The sequence below is a fragment of the Brucella sp. LJL56 genome (genome assembly GCF_054871705.1).
This window is the reverse complement of the sequence record NZ_JBTXLQ010000001.1, coordinates 712,986-731,561: the sequence shown is the minus strand read 5'-3', so window position 1 is coordinate 731,561 and position 18,576 is coordinate 712,986. Positions and strand designations below refer to the sequence as shown.

The window sequence follows — 18,576 nt, the reverse complement described above, 5'->3', positions numbered from 1 at the left end:
GCGGCGAGGGGGCCTATTACTGGCTGGTCCCGGTAAACGCTGTATTTCTGGTCTACGAAAATGCTGGCGACAGCGGCAAAGCCAGCGATCATCAGGCAGACGATTGTAAAACGCCGAAGCATACCGGTTGGCCCCCAAAGCCGTTCTGATTTCTGTTCTCCCTCACCAATCTAGCGATCATCCCTGAACCGTCCCTGAGAGCGTCGTTCATACGGCGTTCAAAAATATTGATGTTCCGTTTATTGCTGCGCGTAGCTCTTGTGCCAGCTCGAAAGGGTCTTATGTTTCCCATCATTGGAATGCGGGAACATGTCCCGCTCAACTTCAGGATCAGCGGGAGAGAGCCCATGGCCGAACAGACCAAGCCCATCGAGTTGTATTATTGGCCGACGCCGAATGGCTTCAAGATCAGCATCATGCTGGAAGAACTGGGCGTTCCCTACGAGGTCAAATATGTCAACATCGGTAGGGGGGATCAGTTCCAGCCGGACTTTCTGAAGATTGCTCCGAACAACCGCATGCCTGCCATCATCGATCCCGAAGGGCCAGGCGGCGAACCTATTTCGGTATTTGAATCTGGTGCGATCCTGCAATATCTCGGACGGAAATTCGGCAAATTCTACCCGATCGATGAACGCAAGCGCGTCGCCGTCGACGAATGGCTGATGTGGCAGATGGGCGGACTGGGCCCGATGTCGGGGCAGGCCGGGCATTTCCGTGTCTATGCGCCGGAGAAGGTACAATATGGCATCGACCGCTATACCAATGAGGTCAACCGTCTCTATGGTGTCCTGAACAAGCAGCTTGAAGGTAAGGATTACATCGCAGGCGAATATTCAATTGCCGACATGGCTTCGATAGGCTGGATCAATGCCTATAAGAATTATGACCAGAATCTGGATGACTTCCCGAATTTGAAGCGCTGGCATGAGACGATGAATGCTCGTCCGGCGGTACAGCGTGGTCTGCTCGTCGGGAAAGAAGAGCGAGAAAAATCCAATCTGGCAACCGACAAGGATGCCCAGAAAATTCTCTTCGGCCAAAAGGCGCGATGAATACCTGATAAGAAGAAAGGGCGGCCTGCAAGCCGCCCTTTTCGATTCCATATATTGCTGGATATTACTGGCGGGCCAGGCTTTCGCTCTTGCAGATTAAACCGCCCATCACGCAGCCTGAAAGCGAAAGCGTGTTGCCCTTGACGCTGGCCTTGCCGGTATAGGTCTTACCTTCGTCGAGCTTGTTGACTTCACCCTTGTAGCTGCCGCCAGTGCCCGACATGGTGCCGATTGACTTGCCTTTGTACTCGCCAGTCTGCACCGTGCCACAGAATTTGTTGGCACCGCAGGACGCGTAGCTGATGATCGTGCCGTTCGGTCGCTTCCATGTGCCGACAATCCCTTCGTCGGCAAGGGCAGGCGCGGCAAAGGTAGCTGCAAGCGTCATTCCTAGAATAAGTGTGCGGATCATTCTTTCCTCCCAAATCGCCGCCAGTCCCGGCTTTGCCGGTCGCAACGATGAAACCGCTGTGATGCGTTCTGAAGTTTAAGACGGAAGCCTCCTCGACCATCCGCTAAACTTACGCAAACGTAAACGTAATGCAGTTTTTGGCGGAGCGGAAGAGGGATATTTACGTCTCATATGGCGCTTGAAGCGCTGCTCCTTTTGCACACCCGCCACATTCGAATGTTGTCTATAGTTAGCAACTGGTTTCGTTCGACTGTGCGGATTTGAATCGAATTTTTGCGAAAATCTAGCAATCAGCAGTACTTGCATGTTTAACAAAATCCCAAGTTTACCCCTTGTTCGGATTTTGTTGGTTGCTCGTTAAGCATCTGGTTTAACGCGCATTTCAACCCTTTCCCGTAGATTTGAGAGCATGAACGGAACGACAGAGACGGCAGTTTCGAAGCAAGAAAACCAAGCTTTGAAAACAAAGACCGGACGGTTCTCGGGATTTAACAGGGACAAAGAAAATGGCACAGTTTCAGAGTTTTACGAATACGCACAGCGCAGTAGCACAGGATCGCATTCTTCTGGAAATGGGCATGAAGTTTGCTATCGGTCGTGATTGCGAGATCGACGTGGTGGAAGCGCACAAATGGCTGAACATTGCCGCTATTCGCGGTAGTGAGAAGGCGGCCCGCATGCGCAATCAGGTGGCAGCGACAATGAGCAAAGGCGAGCTTGCATCAGCTCTGCGCGGCGCGCGCGAATGGATGACTACTCATTGATTGAAGAGCCCCTCGTTATAAAAAAGCCGCCTGCGAGGCGGCTTTTGTCTTTTCAGCTTATACCAAGATACCGACCGGGCTTGTGATTGATTGCGATGATGAGGTTCATGGCAATCGCACCGGCCAGGGAAAGCGCCATGTTCTCCCAAGGGATAAAGAAGAGCGATGCCAGCATGATCAGAACATCGAGACCGAGCTGAAACCAGCCTGCTCTTATTCCATAGGCGTCCTGCAGATAGAGCGCCAATATGTTGACGCCGCCGACCCCGGAGCGATGACGGAAGAGTGCGAGCACACCCATGCCCATCAAGGTGCCTCCCATGAGAGCGGCGAAAAGTGGATTGACGCTTGAGAAATCAACGCTCAAGGGCATCAGACGTGCAAAGCCCGACATCATCGCCACGGCGACGAAGGTTCTGATGGTGAAAGCCCAGCCCATGCGTTGCACGGCAAAATAATAGAATGGCAGATTGATCAGGAAATAGAGTAATCCGAATTCCGTACCTGTTGCATACTGGATGAGAAGGGCGATACCGGCGGTACTGCCGGTCATCAAGGTGGCCTGGCTATAAAGCGTGATCCCGAGCGCGATGAAGGACGTGCCGATCAGCATCGCCATCGCATCTTCATAAAGACGATGATGATCGAATGCGGCGGGTTTGGACGCATCAATGAGCGGGGCGGCGTTATCAGTGATATCGGCCACGTGGAAACTCCAGAACAGCGAAAAGCCGGCAATCCGGCAAAAAGATTACGAGCGCCGGAACGAATTCCGGCATGCCATGCATTCGCGCTGTGCCGATGGTTGGGCCATAGCACGCAGCGTCAAGTCTTGGGAGACAGCCGAATATAGCAGCGGTTACGACGCTTCGCACGGCTTGCAATATTGTTATTTCACGGTCGGCTTTGTTGATTTATCGCAATTGGGAAGACTGATTGTTTTGGTTTGTTTCGCGTCTTATCTGCGCGAGAAAGCGTTTCACGTCGTGCGGACTGCGCAAGTGGTGTTTCGCGAGATGGTGAGGCGCTTTTTCCACAAATGCCAATGCGCGAATGCGGCCATTCTTTCGATAGCCCGCCACCCATTTCAGGAAGTCCCAATCGAAACGTTCCACGCATCCATCCGCCATGTCCGGACGTGAGCGTCGGTAATACGTTACTGTTCTTTTCAGGACACGCCACAAACGACGTGCGGTGGATATATCGAGAAAAATAAGCGTGTCTGCTCGCGAGGCGCGATAATTCATAGTTTCGCTATGATTGCCCTCGAATATCCATGTGTCGTGATTTGCCGCTTCGTTGGTGAGACGACCGATCTCGTCTCGCGGGCGCATCGTCCAGCCGGGTTGCCAATAGAGGGTATCTATATGAATGATCGGTAAGCCGGTAATGCTGCCAAGCGTACGTGCGAGGCTTGATTTACCTGAACCGGCGCCGCCGATGATCATGATCCGCTTTATCACCGATATCACCTTGGATTTTAACTCTGTTCGAATAAAAATCGGACATGAGGTGGGAAGTACTGTAATTTTACTTCATGGCACCTGCATGACCATAACGAGCAAAGAAAGCCCGTTAGAAAATTTGTATTGGATCTGAAGGTAATATTGGCCAAATGATTGACAGTCAACTTTGTGAAGCGCAATGTTGGCGTATAAACAGAACGGGATAGAGCAACGATGACATCTACCGTTCTTCTATATTAGCAAGATCGCGAGGTGCAGAAAAATGCCGAGCGATCAAAAGGCTGCATTCGATAGGGAGTGACAAGATGTCTATTCGAACCATCACAGCTATGGCTGGCACAGCCATCATCATGAGCGCTGCTGCATTTGCCTTTTCATCGCCTGCCAATGCGCTGACGATGAAGGAATGTAGCGCAAAATATCAGTCTGCCAAAGATGCAGGCACGCTTGGTGGCATGAAATGGAATGATTTCCGTAAAGCGCAATGCGGTGACGATGCAGATGCCGCTGCAGCTCCTGCACCTGCCGCTCCAGCCAAAAAAACGGCCAAGAGCGCGGCTGCTCCAGCAGCAGACGACAGCGCCAAGGGCCTGACGATGAAGCAGTGTAGCGCCAAGTATCAGGCAGCCAAGGATGCCGGGACGGACAATGGCGCTAAGTGGAACGATTTTCGCAAGGCCGAGTGCGGCGCGGGTGCAGATCCTGTGGCGCTCAGCACAGACGGCAATGCTGAACCTGCAGCTCCAACGGTTGCTGCGCCGCGGGGCGTGAAGTTCCCGACGGCAGTTTCTGCCAAATTCTCGAATGAATCCGCTGGCAAGGCTCGTATGCACACCTGCCTCGAGCAGTACCATGTCCTCAAGGACGCCAATGCACTGGGCGGCCTGAAATGGGTGCAGAAAGGCGGCGGTTATTACAGCCTCTGCAATGCACGCCTGAAAGGCAATTCCTGATTTTTCAGGTCGCGCTTTAATTGATAAGGGGCCTTTCGGCCCCTTTTTATTTGGCTTTTGAGAACCAGCCAGTGATTGCGACCGCGAGCCAGCCCAGAATCATCAATGATCCGCCGGTCGGTGCAGCCATCGGAAAGAGGCGATCGCCGGTCATGTCGCGCATGAAGAGATCACCGCAGAACAAGGCGAGACCGATAATAAGCAACGCGCCGGCCAAATAGGCGATGCGGCTGGCCGGTGCAATAAGTGAGAGCACCAGAAATGCGGGCGCATGGCCGAGGAGCAGGGGAGCAATATTGCCGAGATGATTCTGCCCGCCGTGAGCAGCGCCTGCATAAGCGGCAATTGCAAGAGCCCCGCACAGCCCGGCAAGGGTGCTGAAAAGGAGGTTATAAGGCCGACTGTCTGATCGAATCTGCATATGAGGCTCCACTGTTCAGGCAGTTTCGCGAATATCTAGTGGTCTGATTCCGACATTTGCATCCCTCGGTTAGTGGCGCGGGACGAATGCGAAACGGTTTTCGGAACAAGATGCGTGGTGCAAAGCCGACAGTTGAGACGCGCCGATCGGATTCAATCAGACCGAAACGCGCTCTAAGTGTTTTCTGGCTTCCTCCAAAGCAGCAGGCAGCGCATCTTCAAAAAGATCGAGCTGTTCATCAACGCCGACACTCACACGAATACAGCGGTCTAGAAGCGGGGCGCCTGGTTTGCGGACGAAAATGTCGCGCGCGATCAATCCGTTAAGAACGGCGGTGGCGAACGCTCCGTCCTTGCCGCAATCGATGGTGACAAAATTCGTAGCAGATGGAATGGCTGAAAGGCCGTTTGCCCCGGCGATTGCAGCAATACGATCTCTTCCAGCCTGTATTTTCGCTACCACGTCGCGCAGATAGGCCTGATCCTTGAGGGCGGCTATCGCTGCCGCCTGTGCGAGACGGTTCACTGCGAAATGATCGCGGATCTTGTCGAAAGACTTGATGGTATCGGCGCTGCCGACGACATAACCGCACCGAATGCCCGCCAGGCCATAGGCCTTGGAGAAGGTGCGCATCCGAAGAACGTTTGGGCGGTCGGTTTCGAAACGCGGGAAAGCGGAAGCTGGCCCCGTTTCGCAATAGGCCTCATCCAGAACAAGCATCGTGGTCTCGGGAACGCGCTCGATAAAGGACTGGATATCCGAACCGTCGTGCCATGTTCCCATCGGATTATCCGGGTTGGCGAGGTACAAAATTGCGGCATCTTCTTTGCTTGCCGCTTCAAGCAGGCCATCGAGGTCTGATTTGTCTTTGATATAGGGAACAGTGACCAACCGCCCGCCATAGCCGCTAACATGGTAATTGAAAGTCGGATAACCGCCCAGCGAGTTGATGACCCTGTCACCTTCCTGAACATACTGCCTGACCACCAGGCCGAGTAGAGCATCCACACCTGCTCCCGGCATGATATTCTCGGGCTTCACACCATGATGCGCTGCAACCGCGTGCCGCAATTCGTAGTTTTCGGGATCGCCATACTTCCAGATGTCACCTGCTTCGGTTCGAATGGCTTCGAGGACTGACTGCGCAGGCCCGAAACTGCTCTCATTCGCACCGATACGCGCCTTGAAAGGTTTTCCTCGCTGCAGTTCCAGCGTTTCTGGACCGGTAAAAGGAACGGTAGAGGGCAGGCTTGCGATAAGCGGTGTAAGGCGGGGTGATCCCATGGTGATTTCCAGTCGATTCTCAGTCCGGCACGGTGTGAAGAGGACGAGTCGAAGGGCCGGATAATGTTGTCAGTCACCTGCGCCTGTCCTGCTGGGAAAGGCATAGCAACTTGTGTTCGCTGGTACCATCACAATGATTCTGCGTCGGCTGAATAATGCAAATAGCAGTCGATCGAGCATTCGGCGCGTCAATCGAGTTGAAAGGACATACTACCCACAATCAAGCGATCCGGGTGGGAGCTCGAATATCGACAAAACACCAACGCCACGGCCATGCCGCCAGTGGCTGGCCATCAAAACCATGAAAGCAGGCATGCCAAAGTCAACTAAAACGCATTTCGATCTGATTGATTCAAATCGGCGTTCCATCTATTTGTTCTGAAACACATCTTATCCAAAAAAAGGCGTTCACCCTTTCGGGATGTGTTTTAGTGGACTTCGAGCACTTTCACGCATGAATCGAGATCATGTGTCGCCAGATGAGCATAACGCATTGTCATTTGCAGGGTCTGGTGTCCCAGCCACATCTGAACACGGCGAATGTCGATCCCACCACGGACCAGACGTGACGCGCAGGTATGGCGCAGAATGTGCGGAACGACCTGATCGTCTGTGCCAAGCCCGACTTCCATCTTTGCTTCATTCCAGATCTGGCGGAACCGGACCTGATTGAGCATCGAGAAGGGGCCTTTGAGTTTTTCATGCGGGATATGTGCCGCCTTGCGGGCACGGCGGGTGAGGGGAACAGTGCGGCTGCGATTCGATTTGGTTAGCCAGAACGTAACCCGGTGATCCTGGATATCGTTCCAGGTAACGCCTATTGCTTCTCCGAGGCGGCAACCTGTGTCGACAAGAAACAAGGAAAGCCGATAGCTATCTTCACAACGCGACTTAATCGCGGCGAACAGGCGCTTTTCTTCCTCATATTCAAGGAATCGAATGCGTCCGACTCGCTCCTTCTGCCGGATGAATTCCGGTAGATTGAAGATATCTCCCATCTTGTGCGCCTTTCGCAGCAGCTTGCTCAGCGCAGCCATCTTTCTATTGATGGTTGCATTGCTGTTGCCACGCTCACGAAGCGAACCGATAACGGAGTCGAGCATTTCCTGATCGAAGCCTGAAAAGCGGACGCCTTTCAGAATCTCGTCAATTTCACCGAGAAACGACTTCACATTATACTTGTGTGACCCGTCATCCCACAGGATGTTGATATATTTCCCCGTCAGTTCCGCCACCGAAAACTGTTCGACAAGTCGGTGGTTCGGACTTTTGCTGGATGTGTACTTTAAGTTGTAGTCGACTATCGGCGCAAACTTGTCGCCTATGTCGATCTTCGTTTCCCCAACGACGATCATTGCACGCCCCCCATTGATATATGAGACGCACAACTAATGAAATAATTCTCAGAACACAAGATAAGTGAGCTAACTTTATGCGGAGACATGATTGGACCTTTCTAAAAGACCAGTGTTTGCCCCCAGCTTTATGTCGTCCCCCGCAACTCCCCTCGGTTCTCGATCCTTTTCGAAATCCCCATTTCTGAAGGATCAGAATTCACGTATTCGTGAGCTATGTTTCAAATGGATGTGCGCCAACGGTTTCCCGTTGGCGCATTTCGCTTAAGCGTCGATCTGATTAGAACGAGCGCTGGAAGCGGATGATGCCGCCGAAAGCATCCTTGTTTTCAACTGCGCCAGACAGGCGAGCCGGATGATCACTATCCCAACGGGTGTAGTTGATTTCCGGAGTGATCGTGAAACCAGGAACGATCTGGTAAGCGACGTTGGCCGCGATTGCCGTCTTGCCCCAGTCTTCGTAAGCAGCCTGAACGTTGATGGTTGCCTTTTCGGTCGCTACGAACTTCGCGCCACCCCAGACAGCCCAATCGCCACCCCAGTTGCCGTACATGCCGATGTCGTTTTCGTAAGACGAGTAGCCGCCCTGCACCCAGACGGAAACCTTGTCCGTGACGTTGACGTCAAGGCGAACCTTACCGGCCCATTCTTCGAGCCTGGCGTCGTAAGCTGCAACAGCGGCAACCGAACCCCAGCCCTGAGCGAACTTCAGGCCGCCAACAACATGCGGCATGTAGTCGTCGATGCGGTTGGATTCAGCAAGATTGCCGTCATTGTCGAAGTCGTCGTTATCGACATAAGCGTCGCCACCCTGTTCGAGCGACAGGATAGCCGAGAAGCCATTGCCGCCGGTGAAGGTGTAGCTGATGAGGTTGGTGCGGTAGACGCCAGCAGCAACCACGTCGTCGTTGATGATGTCGCCGAGGTAACCGGTGAAGGTGTGGAAGGCCGACTCATCGAGACCGAGGCGCAGGCCACCGAGCTGGATGTAAGCGAAGTTCAGCGTGTGACCGCCCTGGAAGCCGTCCGTGAAGTTGAAACGGTTTTCAGTGTAGGTGCGGAGGGTGCCGAGTTCGGTTTCCGAGGCGGTCGACGTACGCAGCGTGAAGCGCGTGTTCTTACGCCAGGTCTTGGCATCCGAGCCGTCGTAAGCGTCGCGGCCAGCAGCAGCGTCGTAACGAACATAACCATGGATACGCAGGCAGGTTTCGGTGCCTGGGATATAGAAGAAGCCAGCGCCGTAAGCATCGCAGACGCGGACATATTCAACTGCTTCTGGCTCTGGTGCGACGATTGCGTCGGCAGCCTGAGCGCCGGAAGCTGCAACCAGAGCTGCAGCGGAGCCGAGGAGAAGGCTCTTGATGTTCATTTCTGACCTCCAGTCAAGAATCGGAGGTTTTCGAAATAAGGCTTTGTTTTCAAAAGGTTACAGAATTGATGAACTTAAACCGAAAAAAGTCAGGAAGTCGGAAGGCAACTCGATATGGGCTGGATGCGGTGCAAAAAGACGCAGAATCACCCGGCGCGAGGCAATCTTGGTCTGATTTTTGTGAAAAAATTTCGCTTGAAGCAGATGGCGGAGAGGATGGGATTCGAACCCACGAGACCCTTATGAGGTCTACTCCCTTAGCAGGGGAGCGCCTTCGACCACTCGGCCACCTCTCCGGTAAGGGCGAGATAGCCGGTACGCTTTGTCATTTCAAGCGAATTGCGCGCCAACTGGTAAATTTCCTGCGAATTATCGCACTTTATATATATGCGATCAGGAATATGCGCGGAATCGGTGCCTTTCACCAGGCGTTCGCAGTCTCTTCCACAGGCATATAAGGAAGAAAGATTCGCAGCGAATCCGGTCAATGTGGCGGTTCGTGCCGGTACTCTGACATATTCTCCGCATGAACCATGCAAAATCATGGATTCGCCTGCCAAAGAGAGTGCCGATGCCAAATATCGCATGTTTTCAAGCGTTAAGACCGGTTAATTCGCGTTTACTCATGTTAATAAACCCTAAACCGCTCGCCCGGAAACGGGCAATTTCGTGTCTTTTCTGCAACAACCCTCCCTCATAGAAGCACGAGAAAGGTTGGGAGAGTGCATTCGATGTTGAATCGAAGAAGCGGGCGAGTATCTTCACATCCAGAAGAAGGAGCGCTTCGGGGCGACTTTTTCATCAGGGGATGGGGACAGGTTGTCCTTCAGCCAAATCAGAATGCCCAGACCCATTTTTAACTTTGACTGGAGGTCAGAAATGAACATCAAGAGCCTTCTCCTCGGCTCCGCTGCAGCTCTGGTTGCAGCTTCCGGCGCTCAGGCTGCCGACGCAATCGTCGCACCAGAGCCAGAAGCAGTTGAATATGTCCGCGTCTGCGATGCTTACGGCGCTGGCTACTTCTACATCCCAGGCACCGAAACCTGCCTGCGTATCCATGGTTATGTTCGTTACGACGCTTCGGGCGGTGACCGCGTTTACGCTCGTACGCCTGGTGACCTCGACCGTGACACCTGGGGCAAGCTTGCTCGTGCAACGCTCCGCTTCTCGACCGCTTCGGAAACCGAACTCGGCACTCTGAAGACCTTCACCGAACTGCGTTACAACTGGACCGGTGGTAGCGACGGTGAAGAAGAGCATTACGGCTCGTCTAACGAAAACAGCTCGCTGCGTTACGCTTACATTCAGCTCGGCGGCCTGCGCGTTGGTCTCGATGAGTCGGCCTTCGTAACCTTCCCTGGTTACCTCGGCAACGTCATCAACGATGACGTGATCCTTGCTGGCGGCTACCGCACCAACCTCATCAGCTACACCTTCACCGGCGGCAACGGCTTCTCGGCCATCCTGTCGCTCGAAGAAGGCGGCAACGGCGACTCCGATGTTGACGTAACGCTGAACGACTACACGCCGCACATCGTTGGCGGCCTGAAGTACGCTGGTGGCTGGGGTTCGATCGCTGGTGTTCTGGCTTACGACGCCCGTAACGAAGAATGGGCTGGTAAAGTTCGCGGTGACGTGAACCTGACCGACCGTTTCTCGCTCTGGGTACAGGGTGGCTACAAGTCCAACGACGACGAGTACTTCATTGACGGAGACGGTTACACCTACCGCGGTATCACCAGCTTCTACGGCACGTGGGGCGGCGACTGGGCTGTCTGGGGTGGCGCTGCATTCAAGGCAACCGAAAAGGCTACCTTCAACCTGCAGCTCGCTTACGACGACACCAAGACCTTCGCAGCAACCGCAAACGTTGCTTACGAACTGGTTCCTGGCTTCACGATCACGCCAGAAGTTTCCTACACCAAGTGGGACGACGAAAACATCAGCCTCGACGGCGAAGATGCTTTCCAGGGCATGATCCGCTTCCAGCGCTCGTTCTAATCCCTCTGGGATTGTTCAAAAAGAACCCGGCAGCATCGCTGCCGGGTTTTTTGTTTGCCGATTTTCGCAGCCGCGATCTTGCTTTCACCGAAAACTCGGTCTTTGTACAAACATGGCAGCGGCATGTGTTTTGCCGCTTCGAATCTGATGATTTCTAGCGTGGAGACGCCACGACATGTTCAAATGGTTTTGGCCCGGTGTAACGTGGACCGCAGCGCTGACGGCACTTGCACTCTGGTTTGGTGCCGATCGGGTCGAGACGGATATCGCAGCACGCACTGGCGAGGCGCTTGCACCTTTCATATGGGCGGGCTTCGATGTGGACGGTCGCGATGTGACGCTGAAAGGCATAGCACCTGATCCAGAGGCACAATCCGCTGTGAAAGCTGCGCTGGAAAAGGTGAGGGGTATTCGGGAGATCACCGATCTGACGAGTGTTCTCCCGCTCGTGTCGCCTTATCTGCTACAGATAAAGAAGGGCGCAGACGGAATTATTCTGGCTGGTTCGGTGCCTGACAATGATGTCAGAGATCGTATCATGACGGCGGCCGAAAGTGCGGCTCCAGGCATTCCACTTGATGACGAGATGGCCGTGGGGCGCGGCAGCCCGGCGAATTTTGTTGATTCGGTGGGGTTTGCTCTACAACTCCTGTCCGGTTTGCGGGAAGGGGAGATCGAGATTTCGGATCTCAACGTCTCGATTGAGGGCAAGGCGACGGATGACGCCAGCTATCGGAAGATGCAATCGCAATTGAATCTGCCGCTTCCCTTCGGTCTGAAGATGGTGAGGATCGAGATCAGCGAACCCTAGATTTCATCGTCATGAGAACTAGCCGGATTCTGAATTTCGTCCCCTGTTAGTTTTCTGTTCGGAATTGACAGCCCGCCTGTTCGGGCCTTTCCTTTCTCTTTATGAATAGGCATAGCGGATCGTATGTACCGTTTCCGGAATAGAAAGCGGACCTGACAATGCTTTATTTAGCCGTTTCGTTTTGGCCAGTTCTGGTTGTGGCAGTGCTGATCGGTATAGGCGTTGGCTGGCAGACCGGTTCGAAGTAAGTGGCGACATTTGGGGCGGGAAAATTTACGGCGAATGTGTTCGCCGAGCATGAGTAATTCGGAGTACGAGGAAACCATATGCCGTTGCTGATTGTTCAACTGGCTGTTCTTGTCGCTATCGCTTTTGTTATCGGCTGTCTTCTGGGCCGTTTCGTGCGGCGTAGAGGCGCGTCGATGCCGGACCGTGAGCGCACAATCATCGCCGCAGCACGCGCCACATTGCCGATCGATGAAAAGCCGGAAACGGTCAAACAGACCGAGGCACCGGAAAAGATTGCAGAACCCAGCGCTTTACCGCGACTGAGCGGGACCGAGAAGCTCCCGCTGAATGTTCTACCCGAAGCGGAAGTGGTTGGTGATTGGCCCTCGCTTATGGAAAAGCCAGATACGAATACGGAACCTGCCCGCGATCCGGGGCGTCCCGAGCTTTTGGAAGCGGCGCGCCATGGAAAGCCGGATGATCTTACGGTGATCAAGGGTATCGGTGTTGCCGTCCAGGGACTTCTCAATGAGGTCGGGGTATTTCACTACGACCAGATTTCCGGCTGGAACGATGAGGAATCGCGCTGGATCGAGCGCAATATAGGCTTTCCGCGCCGTGTCGAACGCGAGGAATGGATCGGGCAAGCCACCAAGGTGGCGAATGTGCTGAACAAGGCCAACGCTAGAAAAGCCGAAAAGCCCCGAAAAGCAGCGACCAAACCAAAACCGCGACGGACAAAAAAAGCAGGCGAATAGCCTGCTTTTTCATTCCGTGCAGTTCCAGCGGTTCGGGATAGAGCGCATTTCGATCGGTGTGAAACGAGGATCGATAAGATTACGCTTTATAAAGAAAAGTCCGGAGCGCCGGTCTGATTAAATCAGGCCGAAACGCGCTCTAAGGTGGGAATGCTCTATCTATATGTTTTTAAGCATGTCTTTATCCCGAAAGCGGTTCCCACTTTAGGGAGACATGCTCTATCGCCGTCCGTAAATTAGATCAGTCTGGATATCGGCGCTTCCGGTCAGGCGGGCCTTGTATACTTCGTAATTTTCCATCACGCGCTGAACATAGTTTCGCGTTTCGGAATAAGGGATACGCTCGATCCAGTCCACAACCTGATCGATCGACTTGCCGCGCGGATCGCCATACTTCTCGACCCACTCGGATGCGCGGCGGGGGCCAGCGTTGTAACCGGCGAAGGTAAGAACATAAGATCCGTTGAAACGGTCAAGCTGCTCGCCCAGAAAATGCGCGCCAAGCGTCGCATTATATCCAGCATCCGTCGTGAGGCGGGGTGCCGAGTAGCTCATGCCGTTTCGGGTTGCCACGCTTTTTGCCGTTGCGGGCATAAGCTGCAAAAGACCACGTGCGCCAGCCTTGGACACCGCCCCGACGTTGAATTCGCTTTCCTGCCGCGCAATGGCATAGGCGAGAGCTTTGCCCGATCCGCTTATATTTGCGTTGGCAGGAATTGCACCGAGCGGGTGCGACAGAGCGCCGACGTCGAGGCCACGCAGTGCTGCGTTTTTGCCAACGCGTAGCGCCAGATAGTGATTCTCATTGCGTTCGGCCATGACTGCCAGCAGAGCCAGTTCGCCGACACTGTCGAGTTCCTGCGAAAGCTGGTTATAAAGTGTCGTCGCGCGATTGCTGTAGCCGACCTGTTCGAGCCGCTTGATTGCCTGCACGGCGGGGCGACCGGCGAAGCGGGTGCGATCTGCTTCGCTGGGTCTTGGATAGATAAGCTCGGGTGCTCTCTCACTCAACTTGGCGGCTGAAAGCTGTCCGTAGAATGTCGTGCCGAAATGGGCAGAGCGACGATAATAATCGCGCGCATCGCCACCGCTACCTGCTTCAGCCGACCGTCCGAGCCAGTAGAAAGCACGGGATGCGGAAATCGGCCGCGACGAGATTTCTGCGATCTTGGCAAAATGCGGCGCAGCCGTCTTAGGCTGGTTCAAAGCGCGAAGCGCATACCATCCGGCATGGAATTCCGCTTCCGCCGCCATCGTGGGCGATTCGGCTGCATGGGCCGAAACCAGCTTGTAGGCGAGTTGGGGCTTGCCAAGATCGAGCAGTTCGCGCGACAGGATGCGGCGTTCAACCCACCAGGCATCCGGGTCGACAAGCGCGGACGCCTGGCGCGGAGCCTTCAGCATAAGGTCTGTCGCTTCGTTGTAGCGCTCGCCGCGACGCAGATAACGGATCTTCAGGAACTGATAGGCGGCGTTGCCCTGCCAGGTGCGGTCGACATCCGCTATCGCCTTGGCTGCATTCGGCGATTTTTGTGAGACTGCCGCAAAGGCGTTGTAGAGCGACTGTGCCTGTGCCGGTCCAGCAAGCAGTTTTGCGGACTGCATGCGGTCATTATAGAGCGAGTTTAGAATACGGCGCTGATGATCCTCGCGCGTCAGAACGCCCGAAAACTCTTTCAGAATCTTTTGCTCATCATCGGCAGAAAGGCGCTGTGTGGCCCACCACGGCGAAAGAAGTCCGCGTGCTTTGCCTGCATTCCCGGTGTTTACGTAGGCGCGGGCAAGAAGAATCATGCCCTCCGTTGTTTGTGGGCGCGTATTGCCGATTGTCGCAATCACGGTGGCCGGAGTGGGATTTTCCTTGAACAGGGCTCGTTCCGAATTGCGACGGAGAACCGATGTCCCCGGCCAGCCGCGCAAATCCGCTGCTGCTGCTGCGATTTCGGCGCTCGGCACACCATCGAGGCCGGAGGTTGCTATGGCCCAGGTCAAAATCTGGCGGTCGAGCGAACCACGCTGCATTCCGTTGCGGAACGCGATGGCACTTGCAGCGTCACGGGAGGAAAGGGCATCGAGGCCGCTTTTTAGCGTTCCGCCAATTGCAGCCGGATTTTCCATGCGGCTGACCGCTGACGTGACGACCGGATCGGGCGTGGCGGGACGAGGCTTGGGGGTCACCAGGTTCATCGGCGACTGGCTTGTCGCCGTCGGTGCGAATGGGCGTGCAAGAGGGGTTGGGATATCCGATGGCATCGAAGATTGCGCGAACGAAATCACCGGCTGCAGGGCAACCGCCATAAAGCAACTCGCAAGGAGCACTTTTCTTCTCAATGATATCGCTGCGACTTGTTTTGACATTGGCTAACTAGAACAAAGACTTGGTTGATGGGCAATATGTTGTTGAAATCCGGCTTTTCTGAGCCCGGTTTTTGGCAGCCGCTTTCAATGGCCAGAATAGGCTCAAGGAATGAATCCATCCTTAATAAAGCGTTATCACGGAATGGTGACTCTGCTTTGACGGCTCCTGCCCCCCCCCGATGTTCCTTTAAGCAATAGGACCAATAGGTGGTGGAGCATGGGAGCCGTTTCAAATTTTGCCGCAAAACTGCTGCATTACGCTTGTTTTGCCAGCATACCCCGCTTGCTCCACTCGTGTGGCAAGACTATTGTGCAACGCCTCAACCTGGTCAAAAGCCCCAAGCGGATCGGGGGAATGAGGTTCAGTCTTTCTTTTTTCAGGAGTTCACTAATGCTGAAGGGCTCAATTACCGCGCTTGTCACGCCATTCGATTCCGAAGGAGCGTTCGACGAGAAAGCCTTTCGCGCATTTGTAAACTGGCAGATCGAAGAAGGCACCAAAGGACTGGTTCCGGTTGGCACGACCGGCGAAACGCCGACCCTGTCGCATGACGAGCACAAGCGCGTTATTGAAGTTTGCATTGAGGTTGCGGCTGGCCGCGTTCCCGTGATCGCTGGCGCAGGCTCCAACAACACCGTTGAAGCGATCGAGCTGGCGCAGCATGCCGAAAAGGCGGGCGCCGATGCGGTTCTCGTTGTCACGCCTTATTACAACAAGCCGAACCAGCGCGGTCTTTACGAACATTTCTCGCGCGTGGCCCGCTCCATTTCAGTTCCACTTATCATCTACAATATCCCCGGTCGTTCAGTCATCGACATGACGCCGGAAACCATGGGCGCGCTCGTTCGCGATCACAAGAACATCGTTGGCGTCAAGGATGCCACCGGCAAGATCGAGCGCGTATCAGAACAGCGCGCAACCTGTGGCAAGGATTTCATCCAGCTTTCCGGGGAAGATGCCACGGCTCTCGGTTTCAACGCCCATGGCGGGGCAGGGTGCATTTCGGTGACCTCCAACATTGCACCACGCCTTTGCGCCGAATTCCAGGATGCGTGTCAGGCTGGCGATTTCACCAAGGCACTCGAATTACAGGATCGCCTCATGCCGCTGCACAAGGCACTCTTCATCGAGCCGAATCCATCAGGCCCGAAATATGCCTTGTCGCGCCTTGGTCGTGTGGAAAATGCGTTGCGTTCGCCCATGGTGCCGGTCGAAGCGGCCACGGCAGAGAAGATCGATCAGGCCATGAAACATGCCGGTCTGGTCAACTGACCTGCCGATTTTACCGCTTTCGCAGATTTTTACGCTCCCGTAGCTTCGGGAGCGTTTTCATTTCAGGCATTGCACATTATATGGTGCCATCATGAACAAGCCCAAGAATTCTCCCGTGCGCAAGATTATAGCGGAAAACCGCAAGGCGCGCTTCAATTTTGAAATTCTCGACACGCTTGAGGCCGGTCTTGTGCTGACCGGCACCGAGGTCAAGTCTCTGCGCGCCAATCAGTCCAACATAGCCGAAAGCTATGCGAACTTTGAGAGCGGCGAGTTCTGGCTCATCAACTCCTATATTCCGGAATATACACAGGGCAATCGCTTCAACCACGAACCGCGGCGTTTGCGTAAGCTGCTCATCAGCAAGCGAGAAATGTCCCGCCTGTTCAACTCCGTGTCACGCGACGGGATGACCGTGGTGCCATTGAAGCTGTACTTCAATGATCGGGGCCGGGCAAAGCTGGAACTGGCGCTGGCGCGAGGCAAGAAGACTCATGATAAGCGCGAGACTGAAAAGAAGCGCGACTGGAATCGTGAAAAGGCCCGTTTGATGCGGGACAAGGGGTAAATATCAGCGAAATTGAGAGAGCGCCTCAGGCGCTCTTTTGATTCAGATAGCCGCGCACATTCCGGAATACGGTGCGGAACATGGCATCCGTCAGTCGTCCGGTATTCGTGTTATAGCGCGAACAGTGATAGCTGGAGAAAATGCGCAGGCTGCCGATATCGCTCACCCTGTCGTGGCCGAAGGGGTGTCGCGCAACCGGTGCGCCAAGTGCACGAACTGTCGACTGATGCGCGATCGTTCCCAGTGTGACGACTGCCTGCAGGTTCGGAAACCTATTGAACATTGGTAACAGGAACTGCCGACAATTATTGATTTCGGAGCCGACCGGTTTGTTTTCCGGGGGGACGCAACGCACCGCGTTGACGATACTGGCATCCAGCAAGCGCAAGCTATCATCTGGACGCGCTTCGAACTTGCCAGCGGCAAATCCGAATTCACACAGCGTGCTATAGAGAAGATCACCGGCATAATCGCCGGTGAAGGGACGTCCGGTTCGGTTGGCGCCACGCAAACCAGGTGCAAGCCCCACAATTAGGAGCCGGACATCGGTGTCATGCGCCGGTAGAAACGGCGGAACCGGTGAATTATGCCATGAAGGTTCCTTGCCGCGCCATTCCTGCAGGAATGCATGCAGCCTTGGACAGATATCGCAGTTGGGAGATGGTTCGGAAATCATGCCTTTGCATGAACCTGCTCGACGACGGCGTCAATAGCTGTCGTCGACTTCATCATCCTGACGGCGCGGTGCACGTTCCGACGGATCGCGACCAATTTCAGCCTTGAGCGAGACCAGATCGATGAAATGGTCGGCCTGGCGCCGCAATTCATCGGAAATCATGGCCGGCTGGGTGGTGAGTGTCGAGACGACGGAAACCTTGCGGCCCTTGCGCTGAAGAGCTTCTGCAAGCGAGCGGAAATCACCGTCGCCGGAGAAAATTACAAAATGGTCGACTGTATCCGTGAGCTGCATGGCATCGACGGTCAGTTCAATATCCATATTGCCCTTCACCTTGCGGCGCCCGGTGGAATCCGTGAATTCCTTGGCAGCCTTGGTGACGACTTTATAGCCATTGTAATCGAGCCAGTCGATCAAGGGACGGATCGAGGAATATTCCTGATCCTCAACCAATGCGGTATAGTAATAAGCACGCAGCAGATAGCCACGCTTCTGAAATGCCTTCAAAAGCTTCCGGTAATCAATATCGAACCCCAGAGTTTTGGAGGCTGCGTATAAATTGGCGCCGTCAATAAAAAGCGCAATCTTTTCACGAGAATCGAACATCGTGTAATATATCCACTCTACGGCCGGACGGGAGTGGACCGACGACCGCTCATTCAGTTTGTTTTCAAACAGCGGGTGGTATCAAATTTTACCAGTGCGTTTATTGCCTTCTAAGGACATATCACAGAAAAACAAGCAACCATTGGTTGTTATTTGCTCGCACTAAATTACCATAGGGGGATTTTTATCTCGCTAATCCCTTTTCGGCTTATAAAATA

At 54.3% G+C, this 18,576-nt stretch carries 18 protein-coding genes and 1 tRNA gene; 8 read left to right on the top strand and 11 right to left on the bottom strand.

Annotation, left to right across the window (positions count from 1 at the left end; genetic code table 11):
* Positions 1-347 precede the first annotated feature (347 nt).
* Entirely contained in the window at positions 348-1,055 is a 708-nt protein-coding gene (locus tag ACYSN1_RS03620) for a glutathione binding-like protein (RefSeq protein WP_461724426.1), read from the top strand.
* Between the two features lie 64 nt (positions 1,056-1,119).
* Here ACYSN1_RS03620 and ACYSN1_RS03615 read toward each other — a convergent pair whose 3' ends face one another.
* On the bottom strand, positions 1,120-1,467 hold the full coding sequence (locus ACYSN1_RS03615; RefSeq protein ID WP_461724425.1) for a DUF2147 domain-containing protein: 348 nt from the start codon (positions 1,465-1,467) through the stop codon (positions 1,120-1,122).
* 506 nt (positions 1,468-1,973) lie between these two features.
* Here ACYSN1_RS03615 and ACYSN1_RS03610 point away from each other — a divergent pair.
* On the top strand, positions 1,974-2,231 hold the full coding sequence (locus ACYSN1_RS03610) for a sel1 repeat family protein (RefSeq protein ID WP_461724424.1): 258 nt from the start codon (positions 1,974-1,976) through the stop codon (positions 2,229-2,231).
* 52 nt (positions 2,232-2,283) lie between these two features.
* On the opposite strand, the gene ACYSN1_RS03605 is transcribed toward ACYSN1_RS03610, so the two are convergent.
* Positions 2,284-2,937, bottom strand: a complete 654-nt coding sequence (locus ACYSN1_RS03605; RefSeq protein ID WP_461724423.1) for a YitT family protein — start codon at positions 2,935-2,937, stop codon at positions 2,284-2,286.
* A gap of 208 nt (positions 2,938-3,145) precedes the next feature.
* Positions 3,146-3,679, bottom strand: coding sequence for a P-loop NTPase family protein (locus ACYSN1_RS03600; protein ID WP_461724422.1), 534 nt, complete (start codon positions 3,677-3,679; stop codon positions 3,146-3,148).
* A 323-nt stretch (positions 3,680-4,002) separates the two neighbouring features.
* On the opposite strand from ACYSN1_RS03600, the gene ACYSN1_RS03595 reads away from it, so the two are divergent.
* The gene (locus ACYSN1_RS03595) at positions 4,003-4,650 is read left to right on the top strand and encodes an antifreeze protein (RefSeq protein WP_461724421.1); all 648 of its coding nucleotides are present in this window, start codon (positions 4,003-4,005) and stop codon (positions 4,648-4,650) included.
* 46 nt (positions 4,651-4,696) lie between these two features.
* Here ACYSN1_RS03595 and ACYSN1_RS03590 read toward each other — a convergent pair whose 3' ends face one another.
* The 5 genes from ACYSN1_RS03590 to ACYSN1_RS03570 form a co-directional block, all read right to left on the bottom strand.
* Entirely contained in the window at positions 4,697-5,071 is a 375-nt protein-coding gene (locus ACYSN1_RS03590; RefSeq protein ID WP_461724420.1) for a DUF423 domain-containing protein, read from the bottom strand.
* 156 nt (positions 5,072-5,227) lie between these two features.
* Entirely contained in the window at positions 5,228-6,355 is a 1,128-nt protein-coding gene (locus ACYSN1_RS03585; RefSeq protein ID WP_461724419.1) for a pyridoxal phosphate-dependent aminotransferase, read from the bottom strand.
* 428 nt (positions 6,356-6,783) lie between these two features.
* Complete coding sequence (locus ACYSN1_RS03580; RefSeq protein WP_461724418.1) at positions 6,784-7,710, bottom strand: tyrosine-type recombinase/integrase; 927 nt, start codon at positions 7,708-7,710, stop codon at positions 6,784-6,786.
* Positions 7,711-7,990: 280 nt separating this feature from the next.
* Positions 7,991-9,079 carry a porin gene (locus ACYSN1_RS03575; protein WP_461724417.1) on the bottom strand — a complete coding sequence of 363 codons (1,089 nt, stop codon included), beginning with the start codon at positions 9,077-9,079 and terminating at the stop codon, positions 7,991-7,993.
* Positions 9,080-9,284: 205 nt separating this feature from the next.
* Positions 9,285-9,375: transfer RNA gene (locus ACYSN1_RS03570), tRNA-Ser, on the bottom strand.
* Positions 9,376-9,958: 583 nt separating this feature from the next.
* On the opposite strand from ACYSN1_RS03570, the gene ACYSN1_RS03565 reads away from it, so the two are divergent.
* The 3 genes from ACYSN1_RS03565 (at position 9,959) to ACYSN1_RS03555 (ending at position 12,877) form a co-directional block, all read left to right on the top strand.
* Entirely contained in the window at positions 9,959-11,080 is a 1,122-nt protein-coding gene (locus ACYSN1_RS03565) for a porin (RefSeq protein ID WP_461724416.1), read from the top strand.
* Between the two features lie 175 nt (positions 11,081-11,255).
* The gene (locus ACYSN1_RS03560; protein WP_461724415.1) at positions 11,256-11,891 is read left to right on the top strand and encodes a BON domain-containing protein; all 636 of its coding nucleotides are present in this window, start codon (positions 11,256-11,258) and stop codon (positions 11,889-11,891) included.
* Between the two features lie 326 nt (positions 11,892-12,217).
* Complete coding sequence (locus tag ACYSN1_RS03555) at positions 12,218-12,877, top strand: 50S ribosomal protein L21 (protein ID WP_461724414.1); 660 nt, start codon at positions 12,218-12,220, stop codon at positions 12,875-12,877.
* Between the two features lie 219 nt (positions 12,878-13,096).
* Here the strand turns inward: ACYSN1_RS03555 and ACYSN1_RS03550 are convergent, their stop codons facing one another.
* The gene (locus ACYSN1_RS03550) at positions 13,097-15,175 is read right to left on the bottom strand and encodes a lytic transglycosylase domain-containing protein (protein ID WP_461724413.1); all 2,079 of its coding nucleotides are present in this window, start codon (positions 15,173-15,175) and stop codon (positions 13,097-13,099) included.
* Positions 15,176-15,626: 451 nt separating this feature from the next.
* Between ACYSN1_RS03550 and dapA the strand changes: the two genes are divergently transcribed.
* Both dapA and smpB read left to right on the top strand, forming a co-directional pair.
* On the top strand, positions 15,627-16,508 hold the full coding sequence (gene dapA, locus ACYSN1_RS03545) for a 4-hydroxy-tetrahydrodipicolinate synthase (protein WP_461724412.1): 882 nt from the start codon (positions 15,627-15,629) through the stop codon (positions 16,506-16,508).
* 91 nt (positions 16,509-16,599) lie between these two features.
* On the top strand, positions 16,600-17,076 hold the full coding sequence (gene smpB, locus ACYSN1_RS03540; protein ID WP_461724411.1) for an SsrA-binding protein SmpB: 477 nt from the start codon (positions 16,600-16,602) through the stop codon (positions 17,074-17,076).
* Between the two features lie 25 nt (positions 17,077-17,101).
* On the opposite strand, the gene ACYSN1_RS03535 is transcribed toward smpB, so the two are convergent.
* Both ACYSN1_RS03535 and ACYSN1_RS03530 read right to left on the bottom strand, forming a co-directional pair.
* Positions 17,102-17,752 carry a uracil-DNA glycosylase gene (locus ACYSN1_RS03535; protein ID WP_461724410.1) on the bottom strand — a complete coding sequence of 217 codons (651 nt, stop codon included), beginning with the start codon at positions 17,750-17,752 and terminating at the stop codon, positions 17,102-17,104.
* Between the two features lie 30 nt (positions 17,753-17,782).
* Positions 17,783-18,358 carry a LabA-like NYN domain-containing protein gene (locus tag ACYSN1_RS03530; protein ID WP_105541378.1) on the bottom strand — a complete coding sequence of 192 codons (576 nt, stop codon included), beginning with the start codon at positions 18,356-18,358 and terminating at the stop codon, positions 17,783-17,785.
* Between the last annotated feature and the right edge of the window lie 218 nt (positions 18,359-18,576).

Excerpts from the sequence above, each read along its gene's own strand:
- ACYSN1_RS03620 (WP_461724426.1), top strand. The coding sequence starts at position 348 with ATGGCCGAACAGACCAAGCCCATCGAGTTGTATTATTGGCCGACGCCG.
- ACYSN1_RS03615 (WP_461724425.1), bottom strand. The coding sequence starts at position 1,467 with ATGATCCGCACACTTATTCTAGGAATGACGCTTGCAGCTACCTTTGCC.
- ACYSN1_RS03610 (WP_461724424.1), top strand. The coding sequence starts at position 1,974 with ATGGCACAGTTTCAGAGTTTTACGAATACGCACAGCGCAGTAGCACAG.
- ACYSN1_RS03600 (WP_461724422.1), bottom strand. The coding sequence starts at position 3,679 with ATGATCATCGGCGGCGCCGGTTCAGGTAAATCAAGCCTCGCACGTACG.
- ACYSN1_RS03595 (WP_461724421.1), top strand. The coding sequence starts at position 4,003 with ATGTCTATTCGAACCATCACAGCTATGGCTGGCACAGCCATCATCATG.
- ACYSN1_RS03590 (WP_461724420.1), bottom strand. The coding sequence starts at position 5,071 with ATGCAGATTCGATCAGACAGTCGGCCTTATAACCTCCTTTTCAGCACC.
- ACYSN1_RS03585 (WP_461724419.1), bottom strand. The coding sequence starts at position 6,355 with ATGGGATCACCCCGCCTTACACCGCTTATCGCAAGCCTGCCCTCTACC.
- ACYSN1_RS03580 (WP_461724418.1), bottom strand. The coding sequence starts at position 7,710 with ATGATCGTCGTTGGGGAAACGAAGATCGACATAGGCGACAAGTTTGCG.
- ACYSN1_RS03575 (WP_461724417.1), bottom strand. The coding sequence starts at position 9,079 with ATGAACATCAAGAGCCTTCTCCTCGGCTCCGCTGCAGCTCTGGTTGCA.
- ACYSN1_RS03565 (WP_461724416.1), top strand. The coding sequence starts at position 9,959 with ATGAACATCAAGAGCCTTCTCCTCGGCTCCGCTGCAGCTCTGGTTGCA.
- ACYSN1_RS03560 (WP_461724415.1), top strand. The coding sequence starts at position 11,256 with ATGTTCAAATGGTTTTGGCCCGGTGTAACGTGGACCGCAGCGCTGACG.
- ACYSN1_RS03555 (WP_461724414.1), top strand. The coding sequence starts at position 12,218 with ATGCCGTTGCTGATTGTTCAACTGGCTGTTCTTGTCGCTATCGCTTTT.
- ACYSN1_RS03550 (WP_461724413.1), bottom strand. The coding sequence starts at position 15,175 with ATGGCGGTTGCCCTGCAGCCGGTGATTTCGTTCGCGCAATCTTCGATG.
- dapA (WP_461724412.1), top strand. The coding sequence starts at position 15,627 with ATGCTGAAGGGCTCAATTACCGCGCTTGTCACGCCATTCGATTCCGAA.
- smpB (WP_461724411.1), top strand. The coding sequence starts at position 16,600 with ATGAACAAGCCCAAGAATTCTCCCGTGCGCAAGATTATAGCGGAAAAC.
- ACYSN1_RS03535 (WP_461724410.1), bottom strand. The coding sequence starts at position 17,752 with ATGATTTCCGAACCATCTCCCAACTGCGATATCTGTCCAAGGCTGCAT.
- ACYSN1_RS03530 (WP_105541378.1), bottom strand. The coding sequence starts at position 18,358 with ATGTTCGATTCTCGTGAAAAGATTGCGCTTTTTATTGACGGCGCCAAT.